This window comes from Kitasatospora sp. NPDC091335 (assembly GCF_044757205.1).
In the GTDB taxonomy this organism is placed as follows: domain Bacteria; phylum Actinomycetota; class Actinomycetes; order Streptomycetales; family Streptomycetaceae; genus Kitasatospora.
The window spans coordinates 280636-294762 of the sequence record NZ_JBIVUM010000007.1 but is presented as its reverse complement, the minus strand read 5'-3'; the positions used below and the strand labels follow the sequence as shown (position 1 = coordinate 294762).

At 74.3% G+C, this 14127-nt stretch carries 16 protein-coding genes; 3 read left to right on the top strand and 13 right to left on the bottom strand.

The genetic code is table 11. The annotated features are described in order from the left end of the window. Nucleotides 1-46: 46 nt before the first annotated feature. The 9 genes from ACIQOW_RS17835 to ACIQOW_RS17795 form a co-directional block, all read right to left on the bottom strand. Nucleotides 47-739, bottom strand: a complete 693-nt coding sequence (locus tag ACIQOW_RS17835) for a class F sortase (protein ID WP_401085639.1) — start codon at nt 737-739, stop codon at nt 47-49. A gap of 102 nt (nt 740-841) precedes the next feature. Further along, nucleotides 842-1273: a hypothetical protein gene (locus ACIQOW_RS17830; protein ID WP_401085636.1), complete on the bottom strand. Its 432-nt coding sequence runs from the start codon at nt 1271-1273 to the stop codon at nt 842-844. 284 nt (nt 1274-1557) lie between these two features. Next, on the bottom strand, nt 1558-1887 hold the full coding sequence (locus ACIQOW_RS17825; RefSeq protein ID WP_401085634.1) for a TcmI family type II polyketide cyclase: 330 nt from the start codon (nt 1885-1887) through the stop codon (nt 1558-1560). Next, complete coding sequence (locus tag ACIQOW_RS17820; RefSeq protein ID WP_401085632.1) at nt 1884-2339, bottom strand: SRPBCC family protein; 456 nt, start codon at nt 2337-2339, stop codon at nt 1884-1886. Before ACIQOW_RS17820 ends, ACIQOW_RS17825 begins: the two co-directional genes overlap by 4 nt. Before the next feature lies 1 nt (nt 2340). Further along, nucleotides 2341-2601, bottom strand: coding sequence for a phosphopantetheine-binding protein (locus tag ACIQOW_RS17815; RefSeq protein WP_188297140.1), 261 nt, complete (start codon nt 2599-2601; stop codon nt 2341-2343). A gap of 60 nt (nt 2602-2661) precedes the next feature. Then, nucleotides 2662-3900, bottom strand: coding sequence for a beta-ketoacyl synthase N-terminal-like domain-containing protein (locus ACIQOW_RS17810; RefSeq protein WP_401085630.1), 1239 nt, complete (start codon nt 3898-3900; stop codon nt 2662-2664). Between the two features lie 5 nt (nt 3901-3905). After that, nucleotides 3906-5162, bottom strand: coding sequence for a beta-ketoacyl-[acyl-carrier-protein] synthase family protein (locus tag ACIQOW_RS17805; RefSeq protein ID WP_401085627.1), 1257 nt, complete (start codon nt 5160-5162; stop codon nt 3906-3908). Then, the gene (locus ACIQOW_RS17800) at nt 5159-5584 is read right to left on the bottom strand and encodes a cupin domain-containing protein (protein WP_188297143.1); all 426 of its coding nucleotides are present in this window, start codon (nt 5582-5584) and stop codon (nt 5159-5161) included. The genes ACIQOW_RS17805 and ACIQOW_RS17800 overlap by 4 nt, the downstream gene beginning before the upstream one ends. 59 nt (nt 5585-5643) lie before the next feature. Then, complete coding sequence (locus ACIQOW_RS17795; protein WP_401085623.1) at nt 5644-6819, bottom strand: SchA/CurD-like domain-containing protein; 1176 nt, start codon at nt 6817-6819, stop codon at nt 5644-5646. Between the two features lie 205 nt (nt 6820-7024). Here ACIQOW_RS17795 and ACIQOW_RS17790 point away from each other — a divergent pair, with 205 nt between their 5' ends. After that, a complete protein-coding gene (locus tag ACIQOW_RS17790) occupies nt 7025-8746 on the top strand; it encodes an FAD-dependent oxidoreductase (protein WP_401085620.1) in 1722 nt (573 codons plus the stop codon). A gap of 67 nt (nt 8747-8813) precedes the next feature. On the opposite strand, the gene ACIQOW_RS17785 is transcribed toward ACIQOW_RS17790, so the two are convergent. Continuing rightward, a complete protein-coding gene (locus ACIQOW_RS17785) occupies nt 8814-10475 on the bottom strand; it encodes an APC family permease (RefSeq protein ID WP_401085617.1) in 1662 nt (553 codons plus the stop codon). 268 nt (nt 10476-10743) lie between these two features. Next, a complete protein-coding gene (locus ACIQOW_RS17780; RefSeq protein ID WP_401085614.1) occupies nt 10744-11664 on the bottom strand; it encodes a threonine/serine dehydratase in 921 nt (306 codons plus the stop codon). 308 nt (nt 11665-11972) lie between these two features. On the opposite strand from ACIQOW_RS17780, the gene ACIQOW_RS17775 reads away from it, so the two are divergent. Together ACIQOW_RS17775 and ACIQOW_RS17770 are read left to right on the top strand one after the other, a co-directional pair. Continuing rightward, entirely contained in the window at nt 11973-12851 is an 879-nt protein-coding gene (locus ACIQOW_RS17775) for a DMT family transporter (RefSeq protein ID WP_401085611.1), read from the top strand. Between the two features lie 71 nt (nt 12852-12922). Beyond that, complete coding sequence (locus tag ACIQOW_RS17770) at nt 12923-13186, top strand: hypothetical protein (RefSeq protein WP_401085608.1); 264 nt, start codon at nt 12923-12925, stop codon at nt 13184-13186. Nucleotides 13187-13264: 78 nt separating this feature from the next. Here the strand turns inward: ACIQOW_RS17770 and ACIQOW_RS17765 are convergent, their stop codons facing one another. Both ACIQOW_RS17765 and ACIQOW_RS17760 read right to left on the bottom strand, forming a co-directional pair. After that, the gene (locus ACIQOW_RS17765; protein WP_401085605.1) at nt 13265-13585 is read right to left on the bottom strand and encodes a hypothetical protein; all 321 of its coding nucleotides are present in this window, start codon (nt 13583-13585) and stop codon (nt 13265-13267) included. Then, the gene (locus tag ACIQOW_RS17760) at nt 13582-13923 is read right to left on the bottom strand and encodes an SAV_915 family protein (protein WP_401085603.1); all 342 of its coding nucleotides are present in this window, start codon (nt 13921-13923) and stop codon (nt 13582-13584) included. Before ACIQOW_RS17760 ends, ACIQOW_RS17765 begins: the two co-directional genes overlap by 4 nt. Between the last annotated feature and the right edge of the window lie 204 nt (nt 13924-14127).

The window sequence follows — 14127 nt, the reverse complement described above, 5'->3', positions numbered from 1 at the left end:
ACGGGGGCCGGCGGCCGCGCGCGTCCACACCGGGGGCGAGGCCGGATCAGCCCGGGTGCGAGGACTCCAGGTGGGCGAAGACCACGACGTTGTCCAGGTAGTCGCGCCGCTTCTTGTCGTACGTGCCGCCGCAGGTGATCAGCCGCAGCTGGGCGTCCGGCGTCCTGCCGTACACCTTCCCGTCGGGGAAGGCGTCCTTGGCGAAGGTCTCCACCGAGTCGACCGTGAACACCGCGACCGTGCCGTCCGCGCGGCTCACCTCGACCTTGTTGCCCGGCAGCAGCAGGCTCAGCAGCAGGAACACCGCCGGGCCCTTGCTGGTGTCCACGTGCCCGGCGACGACCGCGCTGCCGCGCTCCCCGGGGGTGACGCCGTCCCGGTACCAGCCGACCAGGTTCTTGTCGTCCGGCGGCGGCGCGTCGAGCTGTCCGGCCGGGTTGAGGGCCAGTTCGGTGAACGGCGCGTCCACGGCGATCTGCGGGATCCGCAGCCGGGTCGGCTTGGCCCGGCCGAGCGCCGGCGACTGCGGTGCGGCGGCCGGTGCCGGGCCCGCGTCGGCGGCGCCCGAAGGCCCGGGGACGGCGGGTGCGGCGGCGGCCGGGGGAGCGGCCCGGTCCTGCGACCCGTCCGCGTCCGACCCGGTGTCCACCGAGTTGTAGATCAGCAGCAGCCCGACCGCTGCCGCGCCCATCCCCGCGCGCAGCAGCCGGGGCATTCCAGGGGCGGGACCGTCCGTCATTCCTGTCCTCCGCTCGACCGGTTCCACGACGGCCCGCCGCCCCCGGTGCGCCCGCCCCGTGCGGGGAGGCGCCCGGAGGCGGCGGAAGCAGGGTGACCGGCGTCAGGCGACCGCGCCGGAGGAACGGCGTCCGCGGCGCAGGGCGTACGCGCCCGCGCCGAGGCCGCCGAGCAGCAGCACCGCGCCGGAGGCGAGCCCGCTGCCGGACAGCGCCAGGCCGCCGCCACCGGTGTGCACGCCGCCGTGCGGGGTCTTGTGGTCCTCTTCCTTGGCTTCGGTGCCCTTGTGCTCGTCGCTGCCCTTGGCTTCGGTGCCCTTGGCCTCGGTGCCCTTGTGCTCGTCGGAGGCGGCACCGCTCCTCTTGTCGTCGGTGCCCTTGGAGTTGTCGGAGGTCTTCTCGGTCTTGTCCTGCTTCTCCTGCCAGGTCAGGTTCTTGCCCTGGTCGGCGGCCCCGTCGGCGAAGGCGATGGGGGTGCCGACGGTGAGCACGGCGGCGACGGCCGCCCCGGCGAGCAGCGTGCGTGCAGAACGCATGAGGATGATCCTTCCGGCGCGCAGGACCGCGACTGCCGACACGGTGCCGGGCAAGGGGACTCGCGGGGGGTGCGCCTGATCCACCGTCATCCACCGTGCGGCCGACTGCCACCGGAGTGTGGCAGCGCCGGTACGGAGCGTGGGCCCTTCGGGTGGAGTCCCGGGCGTGTTCACCCGGATCGCCCGGCCGACCGGGTGAATCCCGCCGTCGGCGGGCCGGTCAGGACGCACCCGGGCCCGCCCCCGGCACACGGCCGGGGGCGGGCCCGTCGGGGAGCGCCGGATCAGCGGTCCCAGCGGTAGAACTCCCGCGCCATCGCGTCCTTCGGCTCCCGCCAGGTGGCCGGGTCGTACGCCTGTACGTACGCGGTGAGGCGGTCGCTGACGGTCCGGAACTCGGGGTGCCCGAGGACCTTGGCGACGGCCGGTCCCGGCGGTCGGTCGGCCTCGATCAGGTGCAGGTAGACGTCGCCGAACTGGAAGAGGCTGCGACCGGTGACCCCGATCAGGTGCGGCAGCTCGCCCTGGTCGGACTCGGCGAACACCTCGGCGATGCCCGGCGCGGCCCCGGGCTTCATCCGGGCGACGATCAGCGCCCGGTGCGCGCCGGTCACAGCTCCGCCGCCCGCTTCTCTACCTTCTCCCGGATCAGCTGCATCTGGACCTTCGAGTTCCGGTCGATGTGGGCGGTCATCCCCTTGTCGTCGACCGGGGCGGTCGGCTTCATCGCGAAGTCCTGGATCCAGCGCATCCTGGTGCCGGCCGGCACCTCCGCGTACTCCCAGCGGATCTCCATGAACTCGAACGGTCCGGGCTCGACCCGGCGGGCGCGCACCGAGAGCGTGTCCCGGTCGGGCTCCCGCTCGGAGACCCAGCTCCACACCTGGCCGTTGTCGTCAGGGTGCATGGTGAGCCGGAACCGCACCAGGCTGCCCTGGCGGTCCAGCACCTCCACCGAGGCGTACTCGCTGAACAGCTGCGGCCAGTTCTCCAGGTCGTTGGTCGTCTCCCAGACCAGGTCGAGCGGGGCGGCGATGACGATCTCGTTGTCGGTGTGTCCGGGCATCTCAGGCACCGGCCTTCGTGGCGAGGGAGGAGTTGACCAGCTCCAGGAACTCGGCCGGGGTCTTGGCCGACTCGGCGCCCGAGGTGACCTTGAGGCCGTGCCGGTTCTCCAGTTCGCCGACCACGCCGAGCAGGCCGAGCGAGTCGATGCCGAACGTGTCGAACTCCGCGCCCGGCTCCGCCAGGTCGTCCGGGTCGACGGTGACCCCGGCCCGGGCCTGGAGCAGGTCGGCGAGGTCCGGATAGCTGAGGGTGTTGCTCACGGGGTGTCCCTTCGGAGGTGTGACGGGGTGGTTCACGGCCGGTGGTTCGCGGCCGGTGGGTCAGGGCCGCGCGCGCCGGAGCACCAGCGCGGAGTTGGAGCCCATCAGCCCGCGGCTGAGCACCAGCGCGGTGTTCAGCTCGGCCGGACGGGCGCGGCCGGTCACCAGGGCGAGGTCGTGGCAGACCTCGGTGACGTTGGGGGTGGGCGGCAGCACGCCGTCCTCCATGGCCAGCACGGCGGCGGTCACGTCGAGCACCGGGGCGCCGCAGTAGGCCCGCCCCGTACCGGTCTTGGGCGCGGTGACCGGGACCCGTTCGGCGGCCGGGCCGAGCGCGTCGGCCAGCGCCAGGGCCTCGGCCCGGTCGGCGGCCGGCACGCCCAGGGCGTCCGCGAAGACCACGTCGACCTCCTCGGCCGCGATGCGGGCCTCGTCCAGCGCGATCCGGATCGCGGCGGCCAGCCCCTCCCTGGACTCCTCCCAGCGGGAGGCCCCGGTGAAGGTGGCGCCGTGCCCGACCAGCCGCGCCCGGACGCGGGCGCCGCGCCGGCGGGCCGCCTCCTCGTCCTCCAGCAGCAGCATCGCGCCGCCCTCGGCGGGGGAGAAGCCGCAGGCCTGCCGGGTGAACGGCAGGTACGCCCGCTCGGCGCTGTCGGCCAGGCTGAGTTCCGGGTAGCCGAGCTGGCAGACCATCGAGTACGGCGCCAGCGGGGCCTCGGCGGCGCCGGCCACCACCGCGTCGGTGCCGCGCTCGATCGCCCGGGCGGCGTGCGCGAGGGCGTCCAGCCCGCCGGCCTCGTCGCCGGCGACCACCCCGCACGGGCCCTTGTAGCCGCCGCGGATCGAGATCTGTCCCGTGCTGGCCGCGTAGAACCAGGCGATGGACTGGTATGGGCCGACGAACTTCGGTCCCTGGCCCCAGAGTTGCTGGAGCTCGCGCTGGCCGAACTCGCCGCCGCCGGAGCCGGCCGCGGTCACCACGCCGACCGCGAAGGGCTGTTCGGGGTCGGGCCGGAAGCCGGCGTCCGTCACCGCCAGGTCGGCGGCGGCCATCGCGTAGTGCGTGAAACGGTCGGTCTGCACCAGGAAGCGGTTGTCGATCACCGACCGCGGATCGAACCCGTCGACCTGGCCCGCGATCCGCAGCGGCAGCTCGGTGCAGCCCTCGCGGGATATCCGGTCGAGGACGCTCACGCCCTGCCTGGTGGCCTTCCAGAAGGCGTCGGCCCCGACCCCGTTCGGCGCCACCACGCCGAGGCCGGTGACCACCGCCCGGCGGCCCTGCTGACGTGACGTCATGGAACTCACCCCGTTCTGTTGAGCACGACGGCGGACTGGAATCCGCCGAATCCGCTGCCGACCGAGAGGATGTGGCTCAGCGGCAGCTCGCGCGCGGTGCGCGGCACGTAGTCGAGGTCGCACTCCGGGTCCGGAGTCTCGTAGTTGGCGGTCGGCGGCACGACGCCGTGGGTGAGCGCCAGGGTGCAGGCGACGACCTCGATGGCGCCGATCGCGCCCAGCGAGTGCCCGACCATCGACTTGATCGAGCTCATCGGCGTCCTGAAGGCGTGCCCGCCCAGCGAGCGCTTGACCGCGGCGGTCTCGTGCCGGTCGTTCTGCTTGGTCCCCGAGCCGTGCGCGTTGACGTAGTCCACCGCGGTGCGGTCCACCCGGGCGTGGGCGAGCGCCTCGTCGATCGCCCGGGACATCTCCAGCCCCTCCTTGGTGAGGCCGGTCATGTGGTAGGCGTTGCCGAAGGTGGCGAAGCCGCCGATCTCGCCGTAGATCCTGGCGCCGCGGCGGCGGGCGTGCTCCAGTTCCTCCAGCACCAGGACGGCGCCGCCCTCGCCGAGTACGAAGCCGTCCCGGTCGGCGTCGAAGGGGCGGGAGGCGTGCCGCGGGTCGTCGTTGCGCTCGCTGGTCGCCTTGATGGCGTCGAAGCAGGCGACGGTGATCGGCGAGATCGGGGAGTCGGAGGCGCCGGCGACGCAGATGTCGGCGCGTCCCTCCTCGACGGCCTGGAAGCCGTAGCCGATCGCGTCCAGCCCCGAGGTGCAGCCGGTGGAGACGGTCTGCACCGGGCCGTGCGCGCCGGTCCGCTCGGCCACCGCGGAGGCCAGCGTGCTGGGCGCGAAGGCCCGGTGCAGCTGCGGCTCGGCCTGCCGGTGGTCCACGTCCCAGCGCGCGCCGGCCGCGCTCACCAGGGCGTAGTCGTGCTCCAGCCGGGTGGTGCCGCCGACGGCGGTGCCGAGCGAGACGGCGATCCGCCACGGGTCCTCGGCGGCCAGGTCCAGGCCGGCGTCGGTGATCGCCTCGTCGGCCGCGGCCATCGCGAACTGCACGTAGCGGTCGGCCCGTCGGACGTCCTCGGGGCCCAGCCCGTGGGCCGCCGGGTCGAAGTCGACCTCGGCGGCGATCCGGGAGCGGAACCCGGTGGGGTCGAAGAGTGTGATGCCCCGGGTCGCGGTGCGGCCGGCCGTGAGCAGCTCCCAGAACGCCGGGACGCCGACCCCGCCGGGCGCGACCACACCGATCCCGGTGACGGCGACGCGCCGGGTCACGAGCCCACCTTGGCGTGTTCCGGAGGCCCGGACGCCGCGGTCCCCTCGGTGCTCACGTGGCCGAGGTCGGGGCGCGGGGCGAGCGGGCCGAGGTGGAAGACCATCCGGGCCTCGGTGTCGCCGACGTTGCGGAAGCGGTGGCGCATGTCGATCGGGATCATCAGGCCCTGGTCGGGCTTGAGCGGGTGGGGCTTCCCGTCCAGGTCCACCTCCAGCTCGCCGCAGACGACGAACACGAACTCCTCGGAGTACGGGTGGTAGTGCTCGCCGATCCGTTCGCCGGGCCTGACGATCGCCAGGCCCATGAAGCCGCTGGTCGCACCGCAGCTGGTCGGGGTGAGCATGGTGCGCAGCTCGGCGCCGTGGCGGCGGTTCTCCGGTGCCTCGTGGACGCTGACGATCCGTGGGTACTGCGTGGTCATGGTGGTCTACCTCCGGGGGAGCCGCCGCGGCGGTGACGCGGCAGCGAAGTGACGCAGCGTCAGTTGTTGATCGGGTCGGCGGAACTGCGGTCGGTGACGGGGTTCATGGCGCGGGCGGCGAGGAAGGCGCCGAGCCCCGCGGCCGTGCGCAGGTCACCGTGCGGGCCGAGGTCGAGCAGCCCGGCGAGCACGGCGGCCTGCCGGTCGTCGGCCACGCCGAGGGCGGCCGCCGGGTCCGCCTCGGCCGGCACCCGCAGGTCGACCAGGCGCACCACCACGTCCTCGCGGTGGAAGACGGTGGCCGCCGCGACCGGCCCGGTCGGGTCGGCGGTGGCCAGGTTGTCGTGCTCGGCGAGCAGTTCGGCCACGGCCTGTCCCCGGCCCGGCCGGACGGGGTAGAGCACGGCGTGCCGGTGCAGCCGGGCGGAGGCGGGGGAGCTGGCGATCGCCTGGTGCCGGGCGGGCAGCGCGGCCTTGGCGAAGAACGCCCGGGCGGCCTGCGGGTCGCCCAGCAGGCGGGCCTCCTCCAGGTGCGGGTTGAGCGCCTCCTCGACGGCCCGCACCTCGGGCTGCATCGCCACGTGGCGCAGCGCGTCGCCGAGGTTGCCGACCACCTCGACGGCCCGGACCACCCGGTTGCCGAGCATGAACAGCGAGGTGCGGCGCAGCCGGGTGTGCTCGTCCACCTCGGCCCGGGGGGAGGCGTAGCCGGAGAGGATGCGGGCCACCTCTGGCTCGCTGCCCGGCTTGACGGTGAAGGTCAGCGCGTGGCGGACCACGCCGTCCGGGCCCGGTGCGGCCTTGGGCGGGCCGATGTGCCCGGCGGGCGCGGTGCGCGGCAGGCCGGGCGGCACCTCCATCGGGGCCCGGGTGCCGGTCGAGCCCGCCGCCGAGGTCTCGCGCAGCACGGTGTAGCGCAGCGAGCGGAAGTTGTCGCTGACGCAGCCGTGCATCGGCTTGACCATCTCCCGGTGGGCCGGGCTGTCCACCCACTCCAGGAAGGTCTCCTGGTCCCGCCACTCGCTGGTGATCAGCCACTGGCGCGGGTCGTTGATCGACTGGCAGAGCTGGTCGCTGACGTGGCCGGGGACCGAGGCCACCTGGTGGCGCAGCTGCTCGTACACGTCGAGGAAGCGCTGCTGGGCGCCGTCCTGGATCTCCAGCATCAGCACCACCCGCAGCCGGCTGTCGGCCTCGTCCTGCTGCTTCGGCTGGGGTTCGGACAGAGTTGTCATGATCCACTTTCTGCTCTGGGCCGCACGCTGCGGGCCGTTCGGCCGTGCCCGGCGGGTGCTCCCCGGCCTGGGAGGCGGTGCGACGGCGGGTCGGCCGGGCGGTCGGCGCCAGGCCTGAGGTCGATCGTGGGCGGCGCGGCGGGCGCGGCGCGAGATTTGCGGGCCATCCGGGGGAAGGGGCGCCACGGTCCCCCTCGGGCGGGGGATGGAAGAGCGGGGCCCCCGGCTGGGCGGGCCCGTCGAGGGCGGCGCCGGGCCCAGTCGCCGGGCCGCGGAATCCCCTGACAGGGCGGAGCAATTGATGAATCCGAAGGTTGAGGACCGGGTGCCGGTCCTGATCGTGGGCGGCTCGCTGGTCGGGCTGTCGGCCTCGCTCTTCCTCGGTCGGCTCGGGGTCGGACACCTGCTGGTCGAGAAGCACGCCGACACGTCGCACCACCCGCGCGGGCGCGGCAACAACGTCCGCACCATGGAGCTGTACCGGGTGGCGGGGATCGAGCCGGCGATCCGCGAGGCGGCCTCGATCCTCGCCCCGAACCACGGCATCCTCCAGGCCCCCTCGCTGACCGGCGCCGAGCAGGAGTGGCTGTTCCGGGACATCGACCCGGGCGGCCGGCTGGCCCGCTTCAGCCCCAGCGCCTGGTGCCTGTGCAGCCAGAACGACCTGGAGCCGGTGCTGCGGCGCGCCGCCCGCGAACTCGACGCCGAGCTGCGGTTCGGCACCGAGCTGGTCTCCTTCGAGCAGGACGCGGACGGCGTCACCTCGGTGCTGCGCAGCCGGGAGACCGGCGAGCAGCGGGTGGTGCGCTCGGAGTTCCTGATCGCCGCGGACGGCCCGCGCAGCCCGGTCCGCGAGCACCTGGGCATCGGCCGGAGCGGCAGGGGCGAGCTGTTCCACAACGTCAGCATCACGTTCAGGGCGAAGCGGCTGGCCGAGGTGGTCGGCGACCGGCACTTCATCGCCTGCTACCTCACCAATCCGGAGGCGGACGGCGCGCTGCTGCCGGTGGACAACCAGGAGGAGTGGGTCTTCCACGCGCCCTGGCACCCCGAGCAGGGCGAGCCGCTGGAGGCCTTCACCGACGAGCGCTGCGAGCGGCACATCCGCACCGCCGTCGGCCTGCCGGAGCTGGACGTCGAGGTCACCGGCCGGGCCCCCTGGCACGCCGCCGAGCGGGTGGCCGAGCGGTACGGCGCCGGGCGGGTGTTCCTCGCCGGGGACTCCGCCCACGAGATGTCCCCGACCGGGGCGTTCGGTTCCAACACCGGCATCCAGGACGCCCACAACCTGGCCTGGAAGATCTCCGCGGTGCTGTGCGGCTGGGCCGGGCCCGGGCTGCTGGAGACGTACGGGCAGGAGCGCCGCCCGGTCGCCGAGGTGACCAGTGAGCGCGCCTCGGCCCGCTCCGCCGAGCACAGCCACCCGGGCTACACGGTGGTGCCCGGCGTCGGGCGGCAGACCGGGGTGCTGGCGGTGGCGCTCGGCTACCGCTACCCGGTGGGCGCGGTGATCGGGGCGGACCGGACCGCGCCGGTCGTCCCCGAGCGGTTCGAGTCGGCGGGCGAGCCGGGCAGCCGCGCCCCGCACCAGTGGCTGCTGCGTGCCGGCGTGCGGCTCTCCGCGCTGGACCTGTACGAGCAGGCGATGGTGCTGCTCACCGGTCCCGAGGGCGGTGCCTGGCAGGCGGGGGCCCGGCGCGCGGCCGACCGGCTGGCCGTCCCGCTGGACGGCTACCGGATCGGCGACGGGGCCGAGGACGACCTGGCTCCCGAGCCCGGCGCGGACTTCGCCGCGCTGCACGGCGTCGGCCCCGAGGGCGCCGTGCTGGTCCGCCCGGACGGCTTCGTCGCGTGGCGCTCGCCGGGCCCGCCGCAGGACGCGGAGGCCGAACTCACGACGGCGCTGCGGACGCTGCTGAGCCTGTAGCCCCGGGGAACGCGGAGGGGCCCGCCGGTCGCACGCCCGGCGGGCCCCTCCTGTCGGTCGTCGGTGCTCAGTGGCCGCCCTCGTCGACCACCTCGACGTCGGCGATCTCCTGCTCGATCGCCTCGGTCGGCAGCGCCACCCGGATCGCCCAGTAGTAGATGACCAGCGAGAACACCGCGACCAGAGCCATGTCGACCCACATCGGGATGTTGCCGGTGCCGTCGCCGAAGCTGCCCTGCCAGGAGATCAGGCCCAGTCCGACCAGGTAGGGCGGCAGCCACTGGGCGGACTTCCAGCTCAGCCGGGGCGCGTTCGGCAGCCCCTTCCTGATCGCGTACGCGGCGTAGCTGCCGAGCAGGAGGTAGCCGAGCACGATCGCGATGCCCAGCCGGGAGAGGGTGTGCCAGCCGGACCAGTAGATGATCAGGCTGGAGACCACGAACGCGGCCGGGGAGATCAGCTCGCCCAGCGGCAGCCGGTAGGGACGCTCGTGCCCGGGCAGCCGGCGGCGCATCGCGCCGAAGGCCAGCGGGGCACCGGCGTACATCAGCACGCTGGCGGAGGTGATGAAGCCGACCAGTTCCTGCCAGCTCGGGAAGGGCAGGAAGCAGATCACACCGGTGACGAAGGCGATGACCAGGCCGAACCACGGCACGCCGTTCTTGTCCAGCTCCTCGAACCGCTGCGGGGCGTAGCCGTTGCGGCTCAGGCCGTAGGAGATGCGCGAGGTCGAGGTGGTGTAGATCAGTCCGCTGCCGCCGGGAGAGATCACGGCGTCCATGTAGAGCACCCAGGCCAGCCAGCCGAGGCCGACCACGGTGGCGAGGCCGGCGAAGGGGCCGTCGATGCCGGGGAAGTCGAGCTTGTCCCAGCCGTTGGCGAAGGAGCTGACGGGCAGCGCGCCGATGAAGACGACCTGGAGCAGGGTGTAGATCAGGCTGCCGATGGCGACCGAACCGAGCACGGCCCGGGGGATGTCGCGCTTAGGGTTGCGGCTCTCACCGGCGAGCTGGATGGCCTGCTCGAAGCCGAGCAGGGCGAAGATGATGCCGCTGGTGCTGATCGCCGCGAGCACACCCTGGGCGCCGAACGGCGCGAAGCCGTGCGAGGTGAAGTTGGAGCCGTGGAAGTTGGTCAGGGCCAGCACGAAGATCGTGAGCAGTGGGACGAAGATCTTCAGCCAGGTGGCGATGTTGTTGGTGCGGGCCAGGACGCGCACCCCCAGGAAGTTCACCGCGACGAACACCGCCATGAGCACGGTGGAGACGGCGAAGCCGCTGGCGGTGAGGGTGTTGTTGTCGTTGAGCAGGCCGCCTGCCCAGGACCAGTGCCGGGCGTAGCCGATCATCGCCTCGACCTCGATCGGCGCGACGGTCGCCGCCTGGAGCCAGGAGAACCAGCCGAAGGACATGCCGGCCAGGCCGCCGAAGGCGTAGTGCGGGTACCGCGCGGTACCGCCCGAGACCGGGAACATGCTGCCGAGCTCGGCGTGCACGAGCGCGAGCAGCACGATCGCGACCGTGCCGATGCCCCAGGACACGACGGCGGCCGGGCCGGCCGCCATCACGCCCTCCTTCGCACCGAACAGCCAGCCGGAGCCGATGATCGAGCCGACCGAGGCCCACATGAGGCCGATGAGGCCGACGTGGCGGCGCAGTGAGCGGTGCGGGGTTCCGGATGAGGAGTCGGTGCCCTGGTCGGGCGGCGAGATCTGGTTGAGGGAAGCCATGAACGATCTCTCTGTGGGTGGGGGCTCCGGGGTGGGTGGAGCGATGAGAGTTGCCACACAGTAGGACTTTTCAGGTGCCCTTGCACAGATTTCATTACTGAATGTTTACATTCTTTTCCGGAGATCCTTGCAGGTAGGGGCCGTGATTGCCTCCGATCTCTTACGTATCCGATCGATCTGCCGCGAATTTCGACTGTGCCGCGCGGGGCGGCATGATAGACGGTCTATTCGATGATGGGAATAGTGGTCTCCGTATAGCGGCGCCGGACTAATCCACCAGATCGGACGGGTCGGTGTTCGCGCCGCAGAGCAGGACGGCGACGCGCTCGCCCGCGGCCTGGTCGAGTGCGGCGAGGGCGGTGGCGGCCGCGTACTCGACGGCGATCCGGCGGTCCTCCCACAGCTGCCGGCGGGCGCGCACGATGGCCTCGTCGTCGACCAGCACCGAGCGGACGCCCTCGTGCGCGGCCTCGGCCACGGCGAGGGCGGTGGCCCGGCGGGCACCGAGCGAGTCCTGGGCGACGGAGTCGACCGGGACGTCCACCGGGCGGCCCGCGGCCAGGGCGGCGTTCAGCGCGCGGCTGCCCGTCGGCTCCACGGCGAGCACCCGGACGCCGTGCTCGCGGGCCGCCACCGCGACCCCGGCGAACAGCCCGCCGCCGCCCACCGACAGCACCACGGTGTCCAGCCCCGGCACCCTGTCGCGGATCTCGGTCAGCACCGTCCCGGCGCCGGCCGCGATCAGCGGGTGGTCGTACGCGTGCGAGGACAGTGCTCCGCTGCCGGCCGCGAACTCCTCGCAGGCCAGCAGCGCCTCCGCGTACTGCCGGCCCGCCAGCCGCACCTCGGCCCCGTACGAGCGCAGCCGCGCCAGCTTCACCGGGGAGGCCGTCTCGGGCAGGAACACGGTGGCCCGGACGCCGAGTTCGCGGGCCGCCCAGGCGCAGGCCAGCCCGGCGTTGCCGCCCGAGGCGATGGTCACGCCGGCGTCCGGGAGGGTGCCCGCCTCGGCGTGCGCGAGCAGGAAGTTCTGCGCGCCGCGCGCCTTGAAGCTGCCGGTGTGCTGGAGGAACTCCAGGGCCAGCCAGGTCCGCCCCCCGTCGTCCCCCGGCGCCACCGTCACCGGGCGCACCCGTCCGGAGATCCGCTTCCCCGCGGCCTCGACCTCGTCGTACGTCAGCTGGTCCATCGTGTTCCGCTCCTTCGTCGAGTGGTGTGCTCCACCGGGGTCCGGCCGCCGGGGGTTCCGGCCGGTGGGAGCCCCGGTCAGGGCCGACGGTACGTCCCGTTCGTGGACGAGGGAAGATCGCGGACCCCGCGAGCGGGACGGGCGTACGCTGGCTCCGTGCGTTTCGTGATCCTCCCCCCGCCGGCCCGCTAGCGGGCGGCCCACTCCACCCACTCCGGCCCGACGGGAGCTGCCCGCGGCCGGGGCGATGACTGCCGCCCGCGCACCCAGCGGACCCGAACCGGCAACCCATCGTGGAGTACCGACGCATGACCTCGTACGCTGCCGTGCCCTTCCGGCACGGCCTCCTGTCCATTTCCGCCGCCGCCGTCGCCTGGGGCGTGGGCGGCGCCGTGTCCGCGCTGCTGATGCGCACCGGCGGGCTCGGCCCGGCGGGCGTCTCCTGCTGGCGCTTCGGCGTCGCCGCGCTCTGCCTGGCCCTGCTGCCGAACCGTGAACCCCGCGGTGGGCGGGCTGCCGCCCGGTGGCGGGCCGCCGTGCTGACCGGGCTCGGCCTGGCGGTCAGCCAGTGCGCCTACTTCGGCTCGGTGCGGTACGCGGGCCTCGGCCTCGGCACCCTGGTCACCATCGGCGCCGGGCCGGTGTTCACCAGCCTCGGCGCCCACCTGCTGCTCGGCGAGCGCCTCACCCGTCGCGCGGCCGCCGCCGTGGCACTGGCCCTGGGCGGCCTCGCCCTGCTGGTGGCCGCCCCGGCGGCGGGCCCGCGACCGGCCCTCGGCGTCGCGCTGGCCGTGCTCGCGGGCGCAGGCCAGAGCGGCCTCACCCTCTGGGCCAGGGGCGGCGGTTCGGCCAGGGCCGGTACCGGCGCCTTCACCACCGGGCTGCTCCTCCTGCTCCCGCTCGCGGCCGTCCAGGGCGTCCAGGGCCTGCTGCCGACGGCGGGGGATCCGGCGGTGACCGGGGTGGCGCTGCTCTTCCTGGGCACCGTGCCCACCCTGTTCGCCTACCGCTGGTACTTCACCGGCCTGACCGTCGTGCCGAGCACGACGGCCGCGGTGCTGGTCCTGCTGGAGCCCGCGACCGCGGCCGTGATCGGCGTGCTGTTCCTCGGCGAGCCGCTGACGGCGGGCCTGCTGGCGGGCTCGGCGCTGCTGCTCGCGGCCATCGCGGCGCTGGCGCGGGAGTAGCCGCTCCGGCGGCCACCCGGGCGGGCGTCGTACGGTCGCCCGGGGCCCGGCGGCGTGCTCTCGTGGTCCGCATGAACAGCTCACTCCCGGCCCGGGTGGCCGCCGCGACCGCCTCCGTCCTCCTGCTCACCACCGTCGCCGGGGCGGCGGTCGCCGCCGCCGGCCCGGCGACGGTGGTGAGCGGGCGCCGGGACGTCACCGCCGACCAGTGCCGGGGCGCGGGCGGGCACGTCGAGGGCAGCGGCTACTGCGTCGACGCGCTCGGGGACGACAGCTGGGGGCAGCCCGTCGACGGCCAGGCGGTCAACCCGGATCCGCGCCCCGGGGAGGAGTGAGCGGCCGGAAAGCCCGGTGCTCCGCCCCTCTCCCGGTTCGCCGAGGGGAGCGGGGTCCGCGGACCGTACCGGCGCCGGTCAGGGCACCGGCCGCAGGGTGACCGGGGCCGGGGTGAGGGCGCGCAGCACGAGGTCGATGCGCACCCTGGCGGCGCCCGCGCGGTGCAGGGCGGCGGAGACCGCCCGTAACTCCTCGGGTCCCGTGCAGGCCAGGCGCAGTTCGAGGTCGGCCTCGCCGGCCAGGGCCAGGCCGCTCTGGACGGCCGGGAACTCCGCCGCGAGGCGGTCGAAGTCGAGCGGGACCGGGCCGTGGCTGATCCGGGCGATCGCGTGCAGCGACCGGGCCGGCCGGGGCGCCGGGCCGGGACCGCCCGGGACGAGCCGGAGCGGGGCGCTCACCGGCGCTGGAGCTGGGTGGCCGGGGTCAGGGGCGGGACGGGCGGCGTCGCCTGGGCGGTGACGGACGGGGTGGTGGCGGGCGGGAGGGCGACGGACGGGGCGACCAGCCTCGGGTCCAGCACCAGGGTGTCGATCCCCAGCGGGGCGATGAGGCCGCGCAGGGCGGGCTCGCCGAGTTCGGTGTACGCCTGGTCGGGCCCGAGGAGGGCGGCGAGGCCCTCCGGGCTGGAGAATCCGACCGCGCAGCGGCGGCCGTCGCGCAGACGGAACAGGCGGAGTGCCGTGGTGCTTCCGGTGCCGGAGGTGGAGACCGGTACGTGCCAGACGTCGCGGGCCATGCGGATGCTCCCGGGTGGGGTGGTGGTGCCTGCCGGAACTACTGCCTCGACGCTAGGGCGGCCCGGCCCCGGCGTCGCCTGTCCTGACGCGGCATTGACCGAATGGGGCGGTGCGTTGACGCACTCCTGACGTCCGGCTCACCCGAGTGGACCAAACCACCGGCCGGGCGCTCCGCTTGCCCCGCCCCCCGACCCGGACGACCG

What these genes read in the sequence shown, in the direction of transcription:
- ACIQOW_RS17835 (WP_401085639.1), bottom strand. Translation starts at nt 739, where the DNA reads ATGACGGACGGTCCCGCCCCTGGAATGCCCCGGCTGCTGCGCGCGGGG.
- ACIQOW_RS17830 (WP_401085636.1), bottom strand. Translation starts at nt 1,273, where the DNA reads ATGCGTTCTGCACGCACGCTGCTCGCCGGGGCGGCCGTCGCCGCCGTG.
- ACIQOW_RS17820 (WP_401085632.1), bottom strand. Translation starts at nt 2,339, where the DNA reads ATGCCCGGACACACCGACAACGAGATCGTCATCGCCGCCCCGCTCGAC.
- ACIQOW_RS17810 (WP_401085630.1), bottom strand. Translation starts at nt 3,900, where the DNA reads ATGACGTCACGTCAGCAGGGCCGCCGGGCGGTGGTCACCGGCCTCGGC.
- ACIQOW_RS17800 (WP_188297143.1), bottom strand. Translation starts at nt 5,584, where the DNA reads ATGACCACGCAGTACCCACGGATCGTCAGCGTCCACGAGGCACCGGAG.
- ACIQOW_RS17795 (WP_401085623.1), bottom strand. Translation starts at nt 6,819, where the DNA reads ATGACAACTCTGTCCGAACCCCAGCCGAAGCAGCAGGACGAGGCCGAC.
- ACIQOW_RS17790 (WP_401085620.1), top strand. Translation starts at nt 7,025, where the DNA reads ATGGAAGAGCGGGGCCCCCGGCTGGGCGGGCCCGTCGAGGGCGGCGCC.
- ACIQOW_RS17785 (WP_401085617.1), bottom strand. Translation starts at nt 10,475, where the DNA reads ATGGCTTCCCTCAACCAGATCTCGCCGCCCGACCAGGGCACCGACTCC.
- ACIQOW_RS17780 (WP_401085614.1), bottom strand. Translation starts at nt 11,664, where the DNA reads ATGGACCAGCTGACGTACGACGAGGTCGAGGCCGCGGGGAAGCGGATC.
- ACIQOW_RS17775 (WP_401085611.1), top strand. Translation starts at nt 11,973, where the DNA reads ATGACCTCGTACGCTGCCGTGCCCTTCCGGCACGGCCTCCTGTCCATT.
- ACIQOW_RS17770 (WP_401085608.1), top strand. Translation starts at nt 12,923, where the DNA reads ATGAACAGCTCACTCCCGGCCCGGGTGGCCGCCGCGACCGCCTCCGTC.
- ACIQOW_RS17760 (WP_401085603.1), bottom strand. Translation starts at nt 13,923, where the DNA reads ATGGCCCGCGACGTCTGGCACGTACCGGTCTCCACCTCCGGCACCGGA.